Origin of the sequence: Flavobacterium sp. FlaQc-47 (assembly GCF_044006475.1) — a bacterium.
GTDB lineage: Bacteria > Bacteroidota > Bacteroidia > Flavobacteriales > Flavobacteriaceae > Flavobacterium.
Map to the genome: position 1 here is coordinate 1,366,797 of NZ_JBIPCQ010000001.1, position 16,501 is coordinate 1,383,297.

Genomic DNA, 16,501 nt, shown 5'->3' on the forward strand with positions numbered 1-16,501 from the left:
AACAAAATTTGATGTTGAGTACCTACGGCACGCCAATAAATTTGGAAACTAATTACTACCGACATTTTGTACCTAAATGTACATTTAAAATCTTAATTTGATCATTATTAGAAAAATGAAACAACTAGATGATTTCTACCTAAACCAACAACAACCCATAAAAGGAACACTTTTGGCATTAAGAGAAATTATCTTAAAACAAGACAAAGACATTACAAATGTCCTGAAATACGGAATGCCGTTTTTTTGTTATAAAGGAAAAATGTTTTGCTATCTATGGATTCATAAAAAACTCCGACAGCCTTATATCGGAATTTTAGAAGGAAAACATTTTAATGAACCATTTTTAATTCAGGAAAATCGGTCACGCATGAAAATTATAATGTTGGATTTTGATAAAGATTTGCCATTGGAACAAATTGAAAAAGTCGTATCTAAGGCATTGAATTTATACAAATCTGGAATTATTAAAGTTTAAATTGTTTAAAAATGATTATTTAATCAAATAGTTAAATAAATAATAAACTTGGCTTATTTTGGGCTTTTATGGCTTTCAATCTTTGTTCTTCTAAGGTTAAAGCAGTAAATTTGCACATCATAAATACTTGATCTTTAATATGAATTCAAATCTTAAAAATATAAAAGTTGTCGTTAGTGATTTAGACGGAACTTTACTTAATCCACAACACAGAATATCAGATTACACCAAATCAATTTTTCAGGAACTTCACGATCAGGGTTATCTTATTTTAGTTGCTACAGGTCGTCATCATCTTGATGCTATGGCCATTATAGAAACGCTTGAAGTGCCTGTTTATCTTGTAAGTTCAAACGGAGCTAGAATCCATTCACCTGAAAAAGAAGAACTTTTTGCCTTCAACTTAAACAGCGACGTTGTAAAAGCGGCTTTGAATGTTGAAATTGATCCTGAAATTACGGTTGTTTTATTCAAGGAAAAGGTTTGGCAAACCAATAAATTAAGCGAAAAACTAAATGCTTTTCAGGCGAAATTAGAATACCATCCAGAATTGGTTGATTATAATAAGCTGGAAGATTTTGGCGCGATAAAAATATTCTTTTCATGCGACAATCATGAAAAATTAGTAAAATTAAAAGATGATATTTTAGCCAATTCATCAGAACATTTGCATCATGCTTTTAGTTTGCCAACGTGTTTAGAATTTATGGATAAATCTATAGATAAAGCAGTTGCAATTGAAATGGTGCTTGAAAAATTAGGTTATACTTTAGATCAGGCAGTTTCTTTTGGCGACGGATTCAATGATGTTCAAATGTTATCAGCGTCAGGAAAAGGTTTGATTATGGGAAATGCTCCTGACTTATTAAAAGAGACTTTACCTAATTTACAAGTAATTAAAACTAATGCCGAAGATGGTGTTGCAAAATATATTGCTTCTGAAATTTTGAATAAAGAATTCGCTGCAAGTTAAATTTAAAATATTTTTTTAGATTCTGAAATCCAAATTTTAGAGTTTTGATAAAAATCAGATCCCTGAAGATAATTCTTCAGGGATTTTTTTTGTTAAATGAATAATACGCAAAGAATTTCGTAAGCTAATGACAAAAACATTTTTTTAGTAATTTTCAAAGTGTATTTTTGTTTTCTCAAAAAAACTACTACCATGACAAAAAACATTTTTATCCTTGCCTTTTTAATTTTTTCAATATCGGGCAAAAGCCAGACGTTGAAATTAGAAGAAATAATGAAAGGCGAATCTTTTATTGGAAATCAACCCACAAACGGACGCTGGTCTTTGGATGGTAAAAAAGTTTATTTTGAATGGAATCCTACGGATGATTTAGGTCAAAACACCTATTCATGGCAAAAAGGGGCAGTAAAACCTGTTTTGGTTGAACCAAAAGAAGCTGTTTTTTCTAAACTTGATTTTAAAAGAAAACCCAATGCTGATGTCGCTTATTATACAGATAAAGGAGGTTTGTATTCGTATACCATCAGCACAAAAGCAGTTAAAAAAATCATTCAGCAAAGTGCGCCGGTTTCAAATCTTGAATTAGGAACAGCAGCCGGAATATTATTTTTTGAACAAAATGATAATCTTTTTAAATACAATGCTAAAGAAGGAACGATTTTACAAATAACTAATTTTTCTAAAGGAACTAAAAAGGAAAAACCTGCCGAAAAAGATTCTTTCTTAAAAACACAGCAAAAAGAGTTGTTTCAGTTTATTAAAGATAAAGAAGCAAAAAAACAATGGAATGTTGCTAAAAACAAAGCCGTTAAATCTGATTTTGCAAAAGAATATTTTTATGGAAAAGATAATTTCTTTAATCTAAAAGCAAACCCGAACGGAAATTTTGCCACATTTAGTTTAGTAGAAGAATCTGATAGTAGAAAAGAAAAAATGGAGGTTATTATAACGGATGATGGTTATAATCAAACTCCGGAAACTAAAAATAAAGTTTCTACATCAAACTTGGTTAAAACAAAATTCGGAATTTATTCTGTTGCAAAAGATACCGTTTATTATGTTAATTTTTCAACTTTAAGTCATATTCAGGATGCTCCAAAGTATTACGAAAACTATGATAACCTAAAAAGTAAAGCCAAAGAAGATAAACTAATTATGGCTCAGCCTCCGGTTTATAATGAAGATGGAACTTTTGGTATTGTTGAAATCAGAAGTCAGGACAATAAAGACAGATGGTTGGTGAGCTTAAACCCTGAAAACGGAACTTTTAAAGAAATCGAACATCAACATGATGATGCGTGGATTGCCGGTCCCGGAATTCCGTCGTATTCTTTTGATTCGGGAACTCTTGGTTTTTTATCAGATAATGAAACAATTTATTTTCAGTCTGAAGCTACAGGATATTCGCATTTGTACACTTACAATTTAAAATCAGGTACAAAAACGCAATTGACAAACGGAAATTGGGAAGTGCGCGATGTAACTTTATCTAAAGATAAAAAAACATTTTACCTAACTACCAATACAACACATCCGGGAAATAGAAACTTTTACAAACTTGCTGCTGTTGGCGGATCTTTAGAACCAATTTTAACTAAAGACGGAGCACATGAAGTTGTAGTTTCGCCTGATGAAAAATCACTTTTAGTTCGTTACTCTTATAAAAACATTCCGTGGGATTTTTATGTTGCAGATAATAAAAAGAACACAACTCTACAACAAATTTCTTCATCAACATCTGAAAGTTTTAAAAACTACAAATGGAAAATCCCTGAAGTGATTACGTTTAAAGCGCAAGACGGAACTCCTGTAAACGCTAGATTGTACACGCCAAATGCAGCAACTGCAAATAAAGCGGCTGTAATTTTTGTTCACGGTGCAGGTTATTTACAAAATGCTCATAATTATTGGAGTACGTATCATAGAGAATATATGTTTCATAATTTGTTAACTGATTTAGGTTATACTGTTTTAGACATTGATTATAGAGGAAGTGACGGCTACGGACGCGATTTTAGAACTGGAATTTACCGTTTTATGGGCGGAAAAGATTTATCTGATCACCTTGACGGAAAGAAACTTTTAGTAGAAAAATACGGAATTGACGCAAATAGAGTAGGGATTTACGGCGGTTCATATGGTGGATTTATTACTTTAATGGGAATGCTGACAACGCCAGGCGAATTTGCTTCGGGTGCTGCTCTGCGTTCTGTTACAGATTGGGCACATTACAATCACGGATATACAGGGAACATTTTAAATTTCCCTGAAACTGATCCTGAAGCTTACAAAAAAAGTTCTCCTATTTATTATGCAGATAATTTAAAAGGAAATCTTGTAATGTTACACGGAATGGTGGATGATAATGTGGAGTATAAAGATATTGTGCGTTTATCTCAACGTTTTATAGAATTACAGAAAAAGAATTGGAGTCTGGCTTCTTTCCCTGTTGAATCACACGGATTTAAGGAAACCTATTCCTGGATTGACGAATATAGCAGAATTTTGAATTTGTTTAATTCGACGCTTCTTAAATAGTTTTTAGTCACAGTTTTCAGTCACAGTTTTCAGTCTCAGTCGCGGTTTTTAGTCACAGTTGAAATGGTTAAAATATTTTGAAAACGTAAACTAAGCTTCGGCAAAGCTTACACAAGATTTTCACTGCAACTGAATACTGAATACTGAATACTGAATACTGAATACTGAATACTGAGACTGTAAACCGAGACTGTAAACCGAGACTGAAAACTAAAAACTGCGACTTAAAAAAAGAATCTGAATAGATTCTTTTTTTATTTTAATTAGTTTTAAATTTGCATTTATAAAAAAACAATACAACTAACAATAATGAGCAATACAATCACAACTACAAATTTTAATTTTCCAGATCAGAAATCAGTTTACCGCGGAAAAGTCAGGGAGGTTTATAACATCAGCGACGAACTTTTGGTAATGGTGGCAACAGACAGACTTTCGGCTTTTGATGTGGTTTTACCAAAGGGTATTCCGTACAAAGGGCAAATCTTAAATCAGATTGCAACAAGATTCATGGAATTAACAGAAGATATTGTACCAAACTGGTTGATTGCCACTCCGGATCCAAACGTTGCTGTTGGTCATTTATGTGATCCTTTTAAAGTAGAAATGGTAATTCGTGGTTATCTTTCCGGCCATGCTGCTCGTGAATATGCTGCAGGAAGAAGACAAATATGTGGCGTAACAATGGCAGAAGGGTTAAAGGAAAATGATCAATTTCCGGAGCCAATTATTACGCCAACTACAAAAGCAGATAATGGATCTCATGACGAGGATATTTCTCGTGAAGATATTTTAGCAAAAGGAATTGTTAGCGAAGAAGATTATCTTGTATTAGAAAGATTTACTCGTGCCTTATTTCAAAGAGGAACTGAAATTGCTGCAGAACGCGGTTTAATTTTAGTAGATACTAAATATGAATTCGGGAAAACCAAAGATGGTGTTATTGTTTTAATTGATGAAATTCATACACCGGATTCTTCCCGTTATTTCTACGCTGACGGATATCAGGAAAGACAGGATAAGGGTGAAGAACAAAAACAATTGTCTAAGGAATTTGTACGTCGCTGGTTGATCGAAAATGGTTTTCAGGGGCAAGACGGACAACAAATTCCGGAAATGACAGATGCTTATATAGAATCTGTTTCTGAAAGATATATTGAATTATACGAGAATATCTTAGGAGAGAAATTTGTAAAAGCTGATATTGCTAATATTGATAATCGCATTGATCAAAATGTAAAAGAATATCTTTTAAATAAATAATAATTTGGTTTAGTATATTCTGGACTAATTACAAAAATAAAAATGCCTTGCTATCACCAATAGCGAGGCATTTTTATTTACATAAATGTCAAATGATATTTAGTGAAAGTTAGGACTGAGACTGAAAACTGAGACTAATTTTCCTACCCACATAACTTATCACTTTAAAATTTATTTAAATACTTTTTTCAATTCTAAGTGTCTAATAACATAGGATTTATATTTAATAAAGTTAGATGAATAAACATTTTGAATTATCGAATTTAAATTTTTTAGATCCTTTTTTAATTAATTTTCATTTTACTGTAACATTTTTGGTTTTATGGCGTCTATTGTAAAGAAGCTTTTAATGAGATAACATAAATTTTAAGTTTTCAGGACATATATTAAGAGAATGTTAAGAATCAGTTAAAACATAGTACTTTGTTATGCATAATACATCAAATAGAATTACATTTACAAAGAATTTAATAATCATCATTAATCAAATCAACAATTAAAACAATCAATCATTATGAAAAATTCAATTATTTATTTAGGAGTAGCTTTAGTAGCATTTGCAAATGTTTCAATGGCTTCCAATCAAACATCATTTGTACAACCACAAATGGAAATCGTAAACAGTTTTTCTACACCACTAAATGTGGCTGTTAGTAAAGGAGATCTTGATTTTGTTAAAAAACTTATCGAATATGGTGCAGATGTTAACGAGATATCTGAAGATTTATCACCGTTAATGATTGCAGCACGTTATAATAAGGTAGAAATCATGAACGTTTTATTAGCAAATGGAGCAAATCCATCTGCTAAAAACGAAAAAGGTTTTACAGCTTTAAAATTCGCACAATTATCAAACGCGAAAGAAGCAATTGCTATTTTGTCAAAAAAATAACAGTTTAAATCTAGTTTGAGTTAGTATAAAAAAACGACCTTCTTTGAGCAGAAGGTCATTTTTTTATTTAAGGGTTTTTAGCCCCGATGGGAGGGAAAATCCTTTTACTTTTTTCGAATCAACACGAAAACCTGTGGAGAGAGAAAAAAAACACCACAGAGCACTCAAAGATTTTTACTAAGGAATATGGATATAGACACAAAGACCACAAAGCTATGTCAACATAAAGCTTTGTGGTCTTTGTGTTTGTCAACACGCTCTACTATAAAAAACTTTGCGCGTTCTTTGCGGTAAAAATCATCCAGTATTTAAATGTAATCTTTCCGGGATATTTTTTTTACTCCGTTAGGAGTTTAATATTGGTAGGATAAAAATCAACAAGAAAAATATCCCGTAGGGATTAAACTTTTTAAGGCCACTTTATTTGTTGAATTATCAACAAGCAACTTCAATTAAGTACTAATCTCTTTTATGTTTTTCCACAACATTTAGTCTTGATCCTTTTTTTCTTTAAAAATTAAAAGATTTGAAAGGACAGCGGGAATAGCTTCTAATTCTTAATTTTATGATTCCTCATCTTTTATTATGGGTATTGGTATTATAAACCAATTTTTTTGACACGGTTTTTTTATTTCTCGCAGATTTTGCAGATAGAGCAGATTTTTTCCTTTTTTACATTATTCTTTTATAAATTATACTGCAAAAATAAAAAAGCACCATTAAAAATAATGATGCTTTTTCGTCAAACCTAATCAAATTAATTTAACCAATTAATTAATCGTAAAGTCCTTTATTCAATAGGAACATGTTTTTTACGGTTGAATACCCAAAATATAATTGGAAAAACCAGGAGTGTTAAAACTGTTGCAGTAATTAAACCTCCAATAATCACAATAGCTAATGGTTTTTGTGATTCTGAACCAATTCCTGTAGAAATTGCTGCCGGCATTAAACCTATTGATGCCATTAGAGCAGTCATTACTACTGCTCTTGTTCGTGCTTTTACTCCCAAAAATATGGATTCTTCAAGGGTGAATTTTGCTTTTAAATTATGATGGAATTCGGATATCAGAATAACTCCGTTTTGAATACAAATTCCGAGTAAGGCAATAAATCCAACACCTGCCGAGATTCCGAAGTTCATTCTGGTAAGATGCAATGCGATGATTCCGCCAATAATTGCAAAAGGCACATTGGCTAAAACCAGTAATGAATCTTTGATGTTTCCGAATAAAATAAACAGCAACACAAATATCCCGATTAAACTTATTGGAACAACCTGAGCTAAACGTGCACTGGCACGAACCTGATTCTCAAATTCTCCTGTCCACCCAACAGTATATCCTGTTGGAAGCTTCATTTTTGCCACTTTAGCCTGCGCTTCGGCAATTGTACTTCCTAAATCACGATCACGAACAGAGAATTTTACGCCAATAAAACGTTTTGTATTATCTCTGTAAATAAAGGCAGGTCCTGTAATTGTTTTTAAATCGGAAATTTCTTTTAACGGAATTTTGATTCCGCTAATTGTTGGCACTTTAAGTTCGGCGATATCATTTTCATCTTTTCTGTATTCTTGTGAAAAACGTACTCGCACATCAAATTTCTTATCGTCTTCATATTTTTGAGTGGCTGTTTTTCCTCCAAAAGCAAGTTCTAAAACTGCCTGAGCATCACTTAATGTTACTCCGTAAGCGGCCATTTTATCGCGATCAAGAACAACGCTTATTTCCGGCTGACCAACATTTCGTAGAATTCCGGCATCTTTTATTCCCGGAATGTTTTTTATCTGAGCCAGAACTTCGTTCGATAATTCATCTAATTTATCAAGATCATCTCCGTAAATTTTTACGGCGTTTGATGCTTTGAAACCGGCAACAGATTCGGCTACGTTATCAATAACGGGCTGCGAATAATTATAAGTGATTCCCTGATGGACTTTTAGTTTTTGATCCATTTGATTAATTAAATCATCCATGCTTATTTTTCGTGTCCATTCTGATTTTGGTTTTAAATCTACCTGAAGCTGGATAAAACCAAAACCATTTGGGTCAGTTCCGTCATTGCTTCGTCCGGTTTGCGATAAAACATTTTTTACTTCGGGAAAACTTTCTAAATCTTTGCGGATCATTGCGGCAGTTTTTACACTTTCCGGCAACGAACTGCTCATTGGCAATTCGGCAGTTACCCATAAAGCACCTTCGTTTAACTGTGGTAAAAATTCTGTTCCTAAAAATGTAGCCGAAAAGAAAACCGCAACTAAAAGTACTATTGAACCAATAAGTGTCTGTACTTTATGTTTGAACGTCCATGCAAAACCGCTGCTTACAATTCGGTCCCAGAAATTGACAAACGGATTGTTTTTTTCTTTTACATTTTTATTTAATAGAATATGTGACAAAACCGGAACTAATGTCAACGTAAAAAGTAATGCTCCCATTAAGGCAAAACCTAATGTGTAGGCCAGAGGAGAGAACATTTTTCCTTCGACTTTCTGGAAGGAGAAAATGGGTAATAATGCGGTAATGATGATTAATTTAGAAAAGAAGATGGCTTTACCCATTTCTGCTCCGGTTTTTTTAATCAGGCTTCCTTTTGCAATTTTATTATAAGCTGTCATTCCTAATTGATGCGCCCTGTGATCTAATACTACAAATAATCCTTCGACCATCACGACAGCACCATCAATGATAATCCCAAAATCGACGGCACCTAAACTCAGTAAGTTGGCGCTCATTCCCATCATTTTTAAGCATAAAAACGCAAATAATAAGGATAACGGAATCACAATTGAAACGGTGAAAGTAGTTCTCCAGTCTGCCATGAAAAGAAACACGACGCAGGTAACGAGAATAATTCCTTCGAATAAATTGTGCATTACGGTTTCGGTCGTGAAATTCATCAAATTATCACGATCATAAAAGGTTTTAATTTTAATGTCTTTTGGAAGCACATTGTCATTTAAATCCTTGATTTTTGCTTTGATTAAAGCTAATGTTTCCTGAGGATTTTCTCCTTTACGCATTACCACAATCCCTTCAACAGCATCGTCATTTTTGCCTAATCCGGTTTGTCCCACCCTTGGCATGGCACTTTCATAAACTGTAGCGAGGTTTTTGACCAGAATTGGGTTTCCGTTTGCATCATCGACAATAATATTTTCTATATCCTGAATTGATTTTAAAAGACCAACCCCGCGAACTACAAACGCTTGTCCGTTTTTTTCAATAATATCACCGCCAACATTTAGATTTCCTCCGTTAACAGCATTAAAAACCTGAAGCGGTGTAATATTATATTTGGCTAACTTGATTGGGTCAACTCCAACTTCATATGTTTTAGTTTGTCCGCCAAAAACATTTAAATCGGCCACACCGGGAACTGAACGCAATTGTTTGTCAATTACCCAGTTTTGATAGGTTAATAATTCTCTACTGTCTCTGCTGTCACTTTTTACAATATATCTGAAAATTTCTCCCGTTGGTCCATATGGCGGCTGAACATCCGGTTCGACATCATCAGGCAGGGAAACATTTTTTAATAAATTATTTACCTGCAAACGTGCAAACTGATCATCGACCCCGTCATCAAAAATAATTTTAATTACAGATAAACCAAACATGGTAATACTGCGAACGCTGGTCTTTTTTTGGACTGAGTTCATGGAGATTTCGATTGGCGAAGTCACAAAACGTTCTACTTCTTCGGCACTTTTTCCGTTCCATTGTGTGATGATAATGATCTGCGTATTGGTTACATCAGGAAAAGCGTCAATTGGCATATTCTTGAAAGAAATAAATCCGGCAACGGCCAATAATCCTACCCAAAAAAAGGTAAATGCTTTGTTCTTAAGTGAAAAAGCAATAATATTTCTAATGAATTTGTTCATGTCTTATTCGTTTAAAGCGCGATAAATAAATAACTGATTGTTGGTAATGACTTTCTCATTTTCTTTTAAACCACTTGATATATAAGTAGTTTCTCCAACAACTCTGTAAACTTCAACTTGTCTGGTTTCTATATTGTTACGGTCTTTAAATACCATTACAAAGTTTTTGCTTTTGTCAAAAACAATTGCCTTACTGGGTACGGCTATCATAGATTCGCCTTCGCTATAGGACAGTTTAATATTAGCGTTCATATCCGGTTTTAACATATAACCGGGATTCTGCAATTTTATACGCGCTTGCATTGCTTTTGTTTCAGGATCGATTACATTGAATATTTTATCGACTTTTCCTTTAAAAACTTTATCCGGATAACTTAATGTGGTGACATCAGCATCGATTCCTAATTTTACTTTATTAATATCAATTTCATTTATATTTGCTAATGCCCAAACTTCGCTGATCTCAGCAATATCAAAGATGTTCTCAGAACGATCGTTTCTTAAAAGCATATCCTGATTGATACTTTTTTGAATGATAAAACCACTTATTGGTGCGGTCACTTCATAAATCGAACCTGCTTTAATATTGTAGATTTTATAGGTTTCCTGAACTTTGCTTAATTGCGATTGTGCTTTATTGACTTCGGATTTAGCCTGAAGTACATCACTTTCAGAGTTTAATTTTCCGTCAAATAATTCCTGAGCAACTTTCATATGGTTTTTTGCTACTAACAAATCATTTTTGGCATCGATGGATTGTTTTTCAAAATCGGCAATATCTGTACTTTTTATGGTCGCCAGGACTTGTCCTTTGCGCACATAATCGCCAAGTTCTACATTTACTTTTACTACATTTCCTCCAACAAGTGGATAAACGTCAATCATTTTATTATTATCAGCCGTAATTTTTCCGTAAAAACTCAATACATTTTTTACGGGTTGTGTTTGCGCCGTTGAAGTTGTGGTTGTTTTAAGCATTGAATCGCTTAAAGCAAATGATGTATTGGTATCTGTATTTTCAACTTCCTTTTTGCAGCTTGCAATTGTTAAGCTCACAAATGCAATTGCTATAATTAGTTTATATTTCATTTTGTCTCGTTTTTAGAATAAGTCTTTGTTAATGGTACTATTTAATTCTTCGCCTGAAAGCACTACTTTTTTCTTTAATTCATTTACCTGAATCGAAGCCTGATTGTAACTTTCCATAAAATCAGTAAATTCTAATAAACTTATATTTCGTTTTTGAAAGTTGGTCAGGATTCCGTTATAAACAGCTTCAAAGTCTGAGTTTACGGTAGGTTTTATTACAACATAGTTTTTGCGGGATTCATCCCATTTGTTCCATGCGGTTGTTATTTCAGTTTGTAATTGCAGGTCAAAATTTTGTTTTTCAACTTTTGACTGTTCTAAAATTGTTTGTGCGTATTTGATATTTCCTTTGTTTTTGTTCCAAAGCGGCAAAGGAATTCCAAGTGTCAAATTCGCTTCTTTATTAAAAGCTCCGCTTCGCTGATCGTAATTGGCTCCAACCGTAATATCCGGAATAGAAAGGGATTTTTGCCATTTTACGTTTAGTTCGTTAGCTTCAATATCTTTTTGTTTGATGAGATAATCCGGACGATTGGCAATTGCATCGTCCTGAAATGTTTTAAGATCAAACGGAATTGTTTTAGTATATTTATTAAAATCTTCCTTAGTAACTTCCGGAACTACATTTTCGGCAGAATTCAACAGTAATTTTAAATTGGCTTGTTCTTCAATATTTTCATTCACAACTTCCATACGTTCGTTTTTAAAATTGAGATACAATGATTGTAAACGAACAAGATCTCTTAACGGAATATTCCCTTTTTGAACCTGGGTAGAGTAGGAGTTGATCAATTCTTCGATATGTGCAAGCTGATTGTCTGTGGTTTCAAGACTTTTTGTGTTGTAATAAACAGTGAAAAAACTCTTTCGAAGTTGTAGCTTTAGCGTTCTCAGCAAATCATTGAATTGTAATTCGGCTAATTTTTCATTGGTTTGAGACAGTTTTATTTCGTTGCGCTTTTTTCCGCCTAAATAAATTAACTGCTCGATGCCAAATGCTTTTTGTCCTTGTTTTCCAATATCAAAATATTGGTTTCTTTCTGGATTGTAAGCATTTAATTCTGCCGTAATTGTGGGATTGTCCCAAATTTTGGACTGAATTGTCAGTGCTTTTGATGCATCGATGTTGTATTGCGATGCTAATAAAAAGAGGTTGCTTTTAAGAAATTGGCTTTCACAGTCTTGAAGGGTAACTGTGTTTTGAGCCAAAACTACCGGACCGAAAAGTACAAGTAGGAATGCACATAGTTTTCTCATTGTATTATTTTTAATTATACAAATATGCTATCACCAGACTTTAAGATGCCTTAAAATCTACCTTAAAAATACCTTAAAAAAGATTACAAATGAAAAAATAAGTGAAATAAATTCGTGTTAATATTTGGTACACTGTAAGTTATGGTTGCATTGTGGAGTGTTAAAATGCGCTGAACGATGCGTAAACCAAGCCCAAAGCCTGAAGTTCCCTTAGAATTTTGTCCCCGCATAAAAGGCTCAAAAAGAATTTTTTGTTCCTCGTCATTTAATGTGGCGCCAGTGTTTGATATCGAGATAATTAGAAAATCTTCATTCGTACTTATAATAACTTTTGCTTGTTTGTTGTCTGAGTAAACGCAGGCATTTTTAAGAACGTTGCTTATGGCAATTTCTAATAAGTTTTTATTTCCTTTTATTTCTAATGCGGTATCTAAATTTTCGCTTTCTTCAATTTCAAATGAAATTACAAATTCGGGAAAGCTTTGATTTAATTTTTCTATTGCCGAAAACAGAATTTCATCCATACGATGTACTTCGTTGTTTTCATGATTTTTATTGTCAATTTTAGATAAAATCAAAAGGGAATTAATTAATTCAGTCAATTGGTTTACATCTGATAAAATGTTGGTCAGAAAACTTTTTCTTTCATCGCTTGTTTTAGTATCGGCAATAACATTTTCTATTTGAGACGTAATTCTGGATAAAGGAGTTCGCAGTTCGTGAGAGGCGTGTGCGGTAAATTCTTTTTGCCTTTGATAGGAAATTTCGATCCTGTCCATCATAAAATTGAACTCGTTGGCAATCAAATCAATTTCGTTTTTATTACTTTTTGATTCGACACGTGTATCAAGGTTATTTTCGTTTATATTTTTTATTTTTTGATGGAAGGTATTTAACGGATTCATTAACTTTTTGACGGTTATTGAGGTTATAACCCAGCAAAGACAGGTAAAAAATATATAAGACGCTACTAAAGTATATCTTAAAAAGAGTAATCGTCGTTGACCGAAATCATCAGTTGCGGATATTAAGGCATAAAAATCCCTGTCTTTTGTATCATAAAAAACACCATAAACTTCGTAATTTCCTTGTTGTTTGAAAAAAGTTTTATTCTTTTTTAAGTATTTCAGATCTTCAATCGACCATTTAATTTTAGCATCGTCAATACTGCTGTAAATAAGGTTGTATTTAGAATCAAAAACCAATGTTTTCTCATCATACAATTTATTGATGGAGTTTTGATCAATCATTTTTAAAAGCTGATTGTCAACTTCTTTTACATTTACTAAAAGTTTAATGTTTGAGAGTGCCTTGATTTCTAATCGATCACGAAATTCGTCTTTTCTAAAGTTAGAATATAAAATGAATATCAATGTAGATGCCAATCCGTAAAGGATTGTAAATAATAAACTTACTAATAATGATATTCGGTTTTTTAATGTCATTCCTGATCGCTTAGATAATATCCGTAGCCTATTTTGGTTCGGATAAGTTTTGTTTCATGATCTTTGTCTATTTTTTTTCTTAGAAAATTAATATAAACTTCTATCGTATTCTGATTGGTTTCGATATGATAATCCCAAAGTTTTTCGGCTATAAACTGCTTTGATAGTACTTTTCCTTTGGCATGAGCCAAAATTAAAATCAATTTGAACTCTTTTGGAGTCAGTTTGATTTCTTCGCCGGAACGAAATACTTTCATATCCTCTTCGAGAATTTCTAAATCCTGAATGATAATTTTTTTCTCTACTTGCTGCGGAATTTCTTTTCGTCGTAAAAGTGACATTATTCGGGCATATAATTCCTGAAAATGGAATGGTTTAACCAAATAATCGTCTGCGCCATTATCAAAAGAAGCCAGTTTATCTTCTATTTCGCTAAAAGCGGTTAACATTATAATGGGTGTTTTTTTGTCGATTTCCCTGATGCCTTTGCAAACATCGATTCCGTTTATTCCGGGAACATTAATATCCAGAATGATTAAGTCATATTCGTACGGGAAATATTTTTTTAATAATAATGAGCCATCGTAATAAGGAAAACACTCGAATTGTTTTGAAGTAAAAAATGCTGAAATTTCTTTTGATAAAGTAAAATCGTCTTCGAGTAATAGTATTTTCATTTTGGTTTTTATTAGCAACTTCGGTTATTAATTAAATACCCGAAGTTGCGTTTTTAGAATTTATCTTATTTGAAATAAGAAAACTTTTCATTGTTTTCAATCTTCAATAAAGATTCATAAATAAGCTTAATTACATTTTCAACATCATCTCTATGAACCATTTCTACAGTGGTATGCATATAACGCAAAGGCAAGGAGATCAATGCAGACGCAACACCGCCGTTACTGTAAGCAAAAGCATCTGTATCTGTTCCCGTAGCACGAGAAGTGGCATGACGCTGAAACGGAATTTTATTTTCTTCGGCTGTATCTACGATCAAATCACGTAATTTATTTTGAACTGCGGGAGCATATGCAATTACAGGACCTTTACCCATTTTAAGATCGCCTTCTACTTTTTTGTCGATCATTGGTGTTGTTGTATCGTGGCAAACATCAGTAACAATGGCAACATTTGGTTTAATGGTTTGCGCAATCATTTCGGCTCCACGAAGACCAATTTCTTCCTGAACTGAGTTTACGATATACAAACCAAACGGAAGTGTTTTTTTGTTTTCCTGTAATAAACGGGCAACTTCGGCAATCATAAAACCGCCCATTCTGTTGTCAATGGCGCGACAAACAAATTTATTTTCGTTCAGGATCATAAATTCATCAGGATATGTAATTACACAACCGACATGGACGCCCATTTCCAGAACCTGTTCTTTGGTTTCGCACCCTAAATCAATAAAAATATTGCTGATTTTTGGTGATTCTTCTTTGTCACGCAAGCGCGTATGAATTGCCGGCCATCCAAAAACTCCTTTTACAATTCCTTTTTTAGTATGAATATGCACTCTTTTTGATGGTGCAATCTGATGGTCAGATCCACCGTTCCTGATAACATATAACAATCCATCATCCGTAATATAGTTGACGTACCAGGAAATTTCATCGGCATGACCTTCAATTACCACCTTAAATGGGGCATCAGGATTAATAACTCCTACAGCCGTTCCATAAGTATCTGTAATAAAAGTGTCAACATATGGTTTTAAATAATTCATCCAGAGTTTTTGGCCTTCGCTTTCATATCCGGTAGGAGAGGCGTTATTGAGGTAGCTTTCCAGGAAAGCAATTGAGGTATCTTTTAAGATAGATTCTGTGCTCATAAAAATATTTTTTTGCTAATTTATAAATTTGGTATTAGAGTTGTATATAAATATATAATTTTACACTTAAATTATGATTCAATGAGATTTACTTACTGCATTTTATTCTTTATACTGATTTCGTTTACAAGTCAGGCTCAGGTCACGCCAAAGGAAAACCAGCAAATGGGGTATATATTGACGGAACAGGATTCTATTTTAAACGATACTATCGAGTTGCCTGAGATTATTATCTCTAAGGAAAAACTGGATCCGGAGTCGCAAAAGCAATTTCTGATTCTGCAAAACAGGGTTTATAAAGTATATCCGTATGCAAAATTAGCTGCGGACAGACTTACTGCCCTGAATAACGGAATGGCGCGTTTGAAAACCAATCGTGAAAAGAAAAAATATTTTAAGATTGTGGAAGATTATCTTAATAATGAATTTGAAGCGCGTTTAAAAAAACTATCCCGAAAGCAGGGGCAGATTTTAGTAAAACTGGTACACAGACAAACCGGAATTACAACGTATGAACTCATAAAAACCTTAAAAAGCGGTTTTAAAGCTTTTGTGTCTAATACAACTGCTAATTTATTTGACATTAGCTTAAAAAGCGAATACAAACCTTTTGAATCCAATGAAGATTATCTGATTGAAACAATCCTTTTAAGAGGATTTGAATCCGGACGATTAGTAAATCAAAAACCAGCAAATCCTGTCAATTATGATGACCTCATGAATCATTGGGAATCTAAGGCGAAACAGGTAAAAGCAGATCGCTAATGTAAATATATCTGTCTTAAAATTTTCACTCTAAAAAAATCCTACAAGTAATTGTAGGATTTTTTTTGGACTACAGTTTTT

12 protein-coding genes are annotated in these 16,501 nt (G+C 33.1%); 6 read left to right on the top strand and 6 right to left on the bottom strand.

All coding sequences use genetic code 11. The annotated features are described in order from the left end of the window. Positions 1 to 115 precede the first annotated feature (115 nt). From ACHRVX_RS05745 to ACHRVX_RS05765, 5 genes are all read left to right on the top strand, one after another. The gene (locus ACHRVX_RS05745; RefSeq protein ID WP_395330133.1) at positions 116 to 478 is read left to right on the top strand and encodes a DUF1801 domain-containing protein; all 363 of its coding nucleotides are present in this window, start codon (positions 116 to 118) and stop codon (positions 476 to 478) included. A gap of 139 nt (positions 479 to 617) precedes the next feature. After that, positions 618 to 1,451 (top strand): Cof-type HAD-IIB family hydrolase, encoded by an 834-nt coding sequence (locus ACHRVX_RS05750; protein WP_395330134.1) that lies wholly within the window; start codon positions 618 to 620, stop codon positions 1,449 to 1,451. A 192-nt stretch (positions 1,452 to 1,643) separates the two neighbouring features. Further along, positions 1,644 to 3,989, top strand: a complete 2,346-nt coding sequence (locus ACHRVX_RS05755) for a prolyl oligopeptidase family serine peptidase (protein ID WP_395330136.1) — start codon at positions 1,644 to 1,646, stop codon at positions 3,987 to 3,989. 309 nt (positions 3,990 to 4,298) lie between these two features. Then, positions 4,299 to 5,252, top strand: a complete 954-nt coding sequence (locus tag ACHRVX_RS05760; RefSeq protein WP_395330138.1) for a phosphoribosylaminoimidazolesuccinocarboxamide synthase — start codon at positions 4,299 to 4,301, stop codon at positions 5,250 to 5,252. Between the two features lie 514 nt (positions 5,253 to 5,766). Then, entirely contained in the window at positions 5,767 to 6,144 is a 378-nt protein-coding gene (locus ACHRVX_RS05765; RefSeq protein WP_395330140.1) for an ankyrin repeat domain-containing protein, read from the top strand. 790 nt (positions 6,145 to 6,934) lie between these two features. Here ACHRVX_RS05765 and ACHRVX_RS05770 read toward each other — a convergent pair. From ACHRVX_RS05770 to ACHRVX_RS05795, 6 genes are all read right to left on the bottom strand, one after another. Continuing rightward, complete coding sequence (locus ACHRVX_RS05770) at positions 6,935 to 10,033, bottom strand: efflux RND transporter permease subunit (RefSeq protein ID WP_395330142.1); 3,099 nt, start codon at positions 10,031 to 10,033, stop codon at positions 6,935 to 6,937. A gap of 3 nt (positions 10,034 to 10,036) precedes the next feature. Further along, a complete protein-coding gene (locus ACHRVX_RS05775; protein WP_395330144.1) occupies positions 10,037 to 11,122 on the bottom strand; it encodes an efflux RND transporter periplasmic adaptor subunit in 1,086 nt (361 codons plus the stop codon). Between the two features lie 12 nt (positions 11,123 to 11,134). Next, entirely contained in the window at positions 11,135 to 12,379 is a 1,245-nt protein-coding gene (locus ACHRVX_RS05780; protein WP_395330146.1) for a TolC family protein, read from the bottom strand. An 83-nt stretch (positions 12,380 to 12,462) separates the two neighbouring features. Continuing rightward, positions 12,463 to 13,824: an ATP-binding protein gene (locus ACHRVX_RS05785; RefSeq protein WP_395330148.1), complete on the bottom strand. Its 1,362-nt coding sequence runs from the start codon at positions 13,822 to 13,824 to the stop codon at positions 12,463 to 12,465. After that, positions 13,821 to 14,501, bottom strand: a complete 681-nt coding sequence (locus ACHRVX_RS05790; RefSeq protein WP_395330150.1) for a response regulator transcription factor — start codon at positions 14,499 to 14,501, stop codon at positions 13,821 to 13,823. Before ACHRVX_RS05790 ends, ACHRVX_RS05785 begins: the two co-directional genes overlap by 4 nt. A 65-nt stretch (positions 14,502 to 14,566) precedes the next feature. Then, positions 14,567 to 15,655, bottom strand: a complete 1,089-nt coding sequence (locus ACHRVX_RS05795; protein ID WP_395330152.1) for a M42 family metallopeptidase — start codon at positions 15,653 to 15,655, stop codon at positions 14,567 to 14,569. A gap of 81 nt (positions 15,656 to 15,736) precedes the next feature. Between ACHRVX_RS05795 and ACHRVX_RS05800 the strand changes: the two genes are divergently transcribed. After that, entirely contained in the window at positions 15,737 to 16,420 is a 684-nt protein-coding gene (locus tag ACHRVX_RS05800) for a DUF4294 domain-containing protein (RefSeq protein ID WP_395330154.1), read from the top strand. Positions 16,421 to 16,501 lie beyond the last annotated feature (81 nt).